Origin of the sequence: Achromobacter sp., from assembly GCF_036567245.1 — a bacterium.
In the GTDB taxonomy this organism is placed as follows: Bacteria; Pseudomonadota; Gammaproteobacteria; order Burkholderiales; family Burkholderiaceae_B; genus Achromobacter.
Genome location: NZ_DATCUY010000179.1, coordinates 1 through 4441 on the forward strand (window position 1 = coordinate 1; position 4441 = coordinate 4441).

The 4441-nt window shown below is 67.0% G+C and carries 5 protein-coding genes; all 5 read left to right on the forward strand.

Annotation, left to right across the window (positions count from 1 at the left end):
* Positions 1 to 1323 (forward strand): urea ABC transporter permease subunit UrtB (urtB, locus tag VIR09_RS07550; RefSeq protein ID WP_332012313.1); only part of this gene is annotated, 1323 nt, incomplete at its 5' end.
* Entirely contained in the window at positions 1320 to 2447 is a 1128-nt protein-coding gene (gene urtC, locus VIR09_RS07555) for an urea ABC transporter permease subunit UrtC (protein ID WP_332012314.1), read from the forward strand. The genes urtB and urtC, both read left to right, overlap by 4 nt.
* Entirely contained in the window at positions 2444 to 3283 is an 840-nt protein-coding gene (gene urtD, locus VIR09_RS07560; RefSeq protein WP_332012315.1) for an urea ABC transporter ATP-binding protein UrtD, read from the forward strand. The genes urtC and urtD overlap by 4 nt, the downstream gene beginning before the upstream one ends.
* A 1-nt stretch (position 3284) precedes the next feature.
* Positions 3285 to 3983: an urea ABC transporter ATP-binding subunit UrtE gene (gene urtE, locus VIR09_RS07565; RefSeq protein ID WP_332012316.1), complete on the forward strand. Its 699-nt coding sequence runs from the start codon at positions 3285 to 3287 to the stop codon at positions 3981 to 3983.
* A 75-nt stretch (positions 3984 to 4058) separates the two neighbouring features.
* The coding region (locus VIR09_RS07570) for a DUF2946 domain-containing protein (protein WP_332012317.1) at positions 4059 to 4441 on the forward strand (383 nt) is incomplete at its 3' end.

Here is a 4441-nt window from a genome sequence, read left to right on the forward strand (position 1 = left end):
CTGCCCGCGGGCGCGGGCGCCATCAGCATCAACAATCGCCTGCGCCGCGCCATCGAGACCGCGCTGGCCAGTTCGCGCCTGTATTCCGACCAGCCTGCCGAGCGCCTGGCCGCGGCCCGCCGTTTGCAGCAGACCGGCGACCCGGCCCGCCTGCCCATGCTGGAGAAAGCGCTGACATCGGAAAAGAACGAGGCCGTGCGCGATGCGCTGCTGATCGCGCAGGCCAATCTTGAATTGAAGAGCAGCGATCCCGCCAAGCGGCGCCACGCAGTGGAGCTGCTGGGCGGCACCCGCAATGCCGCCTTCCGCCCGACCCTGGCCGCGCTGACCCAGGAACGCGATGGCGTCTACCTGGAGCCCGATGCCGGCGTGCGCGAAGCCGCCAGCCACGCGCTCAAGCAGATCGACCGCCATCTGGCCACGATCGAATGGGCCGGCAACCTGTTCTACGGCATCAGCCTGGGCAGCGTGCTGCTGCTGGCGGCGCTGGGGCTGGCCATCACCTTCGGCCTGATGGGTGTCATCAACATGGCGCACGGAGAACTGCTGATGATAGGCGCCTATGTGACCTACCTGGTGCAGACGGCGTTCCGCGCCTGGCTGCCGGGCTGGCTGGACTGGTATGTGCTGGCCGCGCTGCCGCTGGCCTTCGCCGTGACCGCGCTGGTCGGCATGGCGCTGGAACGCACCGTCATCCGCTGGCTTTATGGCCGGCCCCTGGAAACGCTGCTGGCGACCTGGGGCATCAGCCTGATGCTGATGCAGGCCGTACGCACGCTGTTCGGCGCGCAGAACGTAGAGGTTGGCAACCCCAGCTGGATGTCCGGCGGCCTCACGGTGCTGGACGGGCTGGTGCTGACCTACAACCGCCTCGTCATCATCGGCTTCGCCTTCTTCGTGGTGTTCCTGGTCTGGGCGCTGCTGAACCATACCCGCCTGGGCCTGTTCGTGCGCGCCATCACGCAGAACCGCCGCATGGCCGACTGCGTGGGCGTACCCACCGGCCGCGTCGACATGCTGGCCTTCGGCCTGGGGTCCGGCATCGCCGGACTGGCGGGGGTAGCGCTATCCCAGCTGGGCAACGTGGGGCCGGACCTGGGCCGCGGCTACATCGTCGATTCGTTCATGGTGGTGGTGCTGGGCGGCGTGGGCCAGTTGGCCGGCACCGTCATCGCCGCGCTCGGCCTGGGCGGCGTCAACAAATTCCTGGAGCCCTACGCGGGAGCCGTCATGGCCAAGATCACCATCCTCGCGCTCATCGTGCTGTTCGTCCAAAAACGGCCGCAAGGCCTGTTCGCCCCCCGCGGCCGGAGCGTCGAATGAAACAGAACGCGCTGACTGACCTGAACCTGCTGACCCGCCGCCCACTGTACTCGGGCCGGGTGTGGGCGGCCCTGGCCGCGGCCGTGGCGCTGCTGGCGTTGCTGCCCCTGCTGAATCTCGCCTTCCCGCCGGGCCATGCCCTGCACGTGTCCGCCTATATGGTCGCGCTGCTGGGCAAGTTCATGTGCTACGCCATGGCGGCGCTGGCGCTGGACCTGGTATGGGGCTATGCCGGCATCCTGTCGCTGGGCCACGGCCTGTTCTTCGCGCTGGGCGGCTACGCGCACGGCATGTACCTGATGCGCGCCATCGGACGCGACGGCGTCTACCAGAGCGATCTGCCTGACTTCATGGTGTTCCTGGACTGGAAGAGCTACCCCTGGTACTGGTCCTTTACCGAGCACTTCTGGTACGCCATGCTGCTGGTCGTGCTGGTGCCGGGAGTGCTGGCCTTCGTGTTCGGCTACTTCGCCTTCCGCTCGCGCATCAAGGGCGTGTACTTTTCCATCATCACGCAGGCGCTGACCTTCGCCGCGATGCTGCTGTTCTTCCGTAACGACACGGGCTTCGGCGGCAACAACGGCTTCACCGACTTCAAGCGCATCCTGGGCTTCGACATCACCGCGCCGGGTACGCGCGCCGCGCTGTATTGGATCACGTTGGCGGCGCTTGCCGGCGCCCTGATCCTGGCGCGGCTGGTCACCCAGAGCAAGCTGGGCCGCGTACTGACCGCCGTGCGCGACGCCGAAAGCCGCTTGCGCTTCATCGGCTACGACCCGCTGGGCTTCAAATTGTTCGTCTGGACCCTGTCCGCCGTGCTCTGCGGCATCGCCGGCGCGCTCTACGTGCCGCAGGTCGGCATCATCAACCCCAGTGAAATGTCCACCGAAACCTCGATCGAAATGGTGATCTGGGTAGCCACGGGCGGCCGCGGCACGCTGGTCGGCCCCATCATCGGCGCGGGCGCCGTCAACGGCCTTAAGACCTGGTTCACCAGCGTGCTGCCGGAGTTCTGGCTGTACGCGCTGGGCCTCATCTTCGTGCTGGTGACGCTGTTCCTGCCCACCGGCATCGTCGGCCTGGCCCGCCGCATCTCCGCCCGTATCCAGGGGAACAAGGCATGAGCACCACGCACATCGAATCCGCCGCGCTCGACGGCGGCCCCAGCGGCGACGCCGGCTATGGCCGCGTCAGCCCCAAGGGCCTGGACACCAGCCATGGCGCCATCCTCTACCTGGAAGGCATCACGGTCAGTTTCGACGGCTTCAAGGCCCTCAACGACCTGACGCTGGACATAGGTGTAGGCGAACTGCGCTGCATCATCGGCCCCAACGGCGCTGGCAAGACCACCATGATGGACGTCATCAGCGGCAAGACCCGGCCGACCTCGGGCACGGCCTACTTCGGCCAGAGCATAGACCTCTCCACGCTTAACGAAGCGCAGATCGCCCACGCCGGCATCGGCCGGAAATTCCAGCGACCCGCGGTGTTCGAGCAGCACAGCGTCTTTGAAAACCTGGAACTGGCGATGAAGACCGACAAGCGCGTGCGGCCCACGCTGTTCGCGCGCCTGAGCGGCGAACAAGCCGACAAGATCGGCGAAACGCTGGACTTGATCCGGCTGCGGCCGGAAGCGGCGCTGCCCGCCGGGCTGCTGTCGCATGGCCAGAAGCAGTGGCTGGAGATCGGCATGCTGCTGATGCAGGAACCGCAATTGCTGTTGCTGGACGAACCGGTGGCGGGCATGACCGACGCCGAGACCGAACGAACCGGCGAGCTGCTGAACGAGCTGCGCGGACGCCATTCGCTGATGGTGGTGGAGCACGACATGGACTTCGTCAACCAGATCGCTGGCAACGGCAAGGTCACGGTGCTGCATGAGGGCTCGGTGCTGGCCGAAGGGCCGATGAGCAAGGTGCAGGCCGATCCACGCGTCATCGAAGTTTACTTGGGGCGCTGAAATGCTGGACGTGAACGCGATCGACCAATACTACGGCGGCAGCCACACGTTGCGCGGCGTATCGCTGTCCTTGCGCCAGGGTGAATGCCTGGCGCTGCTGGGCCGCAACGGCGTGGGCAAGACCACATTGCTCAAATGCGTGATGGGCGTACTGCCGGTGGCGCGCGGCCACATCGGCTTCGACGGCGCCGACATCACGCGCCTGGCGCCGCACCAGCGCGCCGCGCGCGGCATGGCCTATGTGCCGCAAGGCCGCGACATCTTTGCGCGACTGACGGTGGAAGAGAACATCCTGATGGGCATGGCGGCCAAGCCAGCGGCGCGCGCCCGCCGTATCAAGGAAGAAGTGTACGAGTTGTTCCCGGTGCTGCGGACCATGCTGTCGCGTCGTGGCGGCGACCTGTCCGGCGGACAGCAGCAACAGCTGGCCATCGCCCGCGCCCTGGTCGCCGAACCCAAGCTCATCATCCTGGACGAACCTACCGAAGGCATCCAGCCCTCCATCATCAAGGACATCGCCCGCGTCATCCACATGCTGCGCCAGCGCGGCGACATCGCCATCCTGCTGTGCGAACAGTACTTCGACTTCGCCCGCGAACTGGCGGACCAGTTCGTGGTGCTGTCCCGCGGCGAGGTGGTGGCGCGCGGCGACCGCGGCGCGATCGATGGCGAGGACGTGCGGCGGCACTTGTCGGTATAGGACCAGCACGGAATCGAATCAGCTGCCGAGCGCCGCTGGGCGGCAGCCCCATCTGCTCCGATATAATCGGACGCCATGTGCTCCGCTGCCTACCTGACCCGCCCCGCCGTGTGGATCGCGCTCGTCGCGATCCTGTGGGCGTCGTTGGCGCCGTCGCTGGCGCATGCGCTGAGCCTGTCCCCGGCCAGCCACAACGCCCATCGCGTCAGCCTCGACTTCTGCACCAGCGCAGGCGCGGAGCAAGCTTCCCTTACCCTGGAGGTGCCGGGCAGCAGCGATGACGGCAGCCAGGCGGACGAGCATGGCGACAGCCATCACTGCCCGTTGTGCCGCAACCCCGGTGCCGACGTGGGCATCCTGCCCGCGACCGTTCCCGTCGTACCCGCCCCACTCGGGCGCGCCATTACCTATCCGCCGCTGTTCTTCCTCGCGGCGCATCCTCTTCATGCCTGGAGCGC

Coding starts and splice junctions, on each gene's coding strand:
- urtC (WP_332012314.1), top strand. CDS start 1,320: ATGAAACAGAACGCGCTGACTGACCTGAACCTGCTGACCCGCCGCCCA.
- urtE (WP_332012316.1), top strand. CDS start 3,285: ATGCTGGACGTGAACGCGATCGACCAATACTACGGCGGCAGCCACACG.
- urtD (WP_332012315.1), top strand. CDS start 2,444: ATGAGCACCACGCACATCGAATCCGCCGCGCTCGACGGCGGCCCCAGC.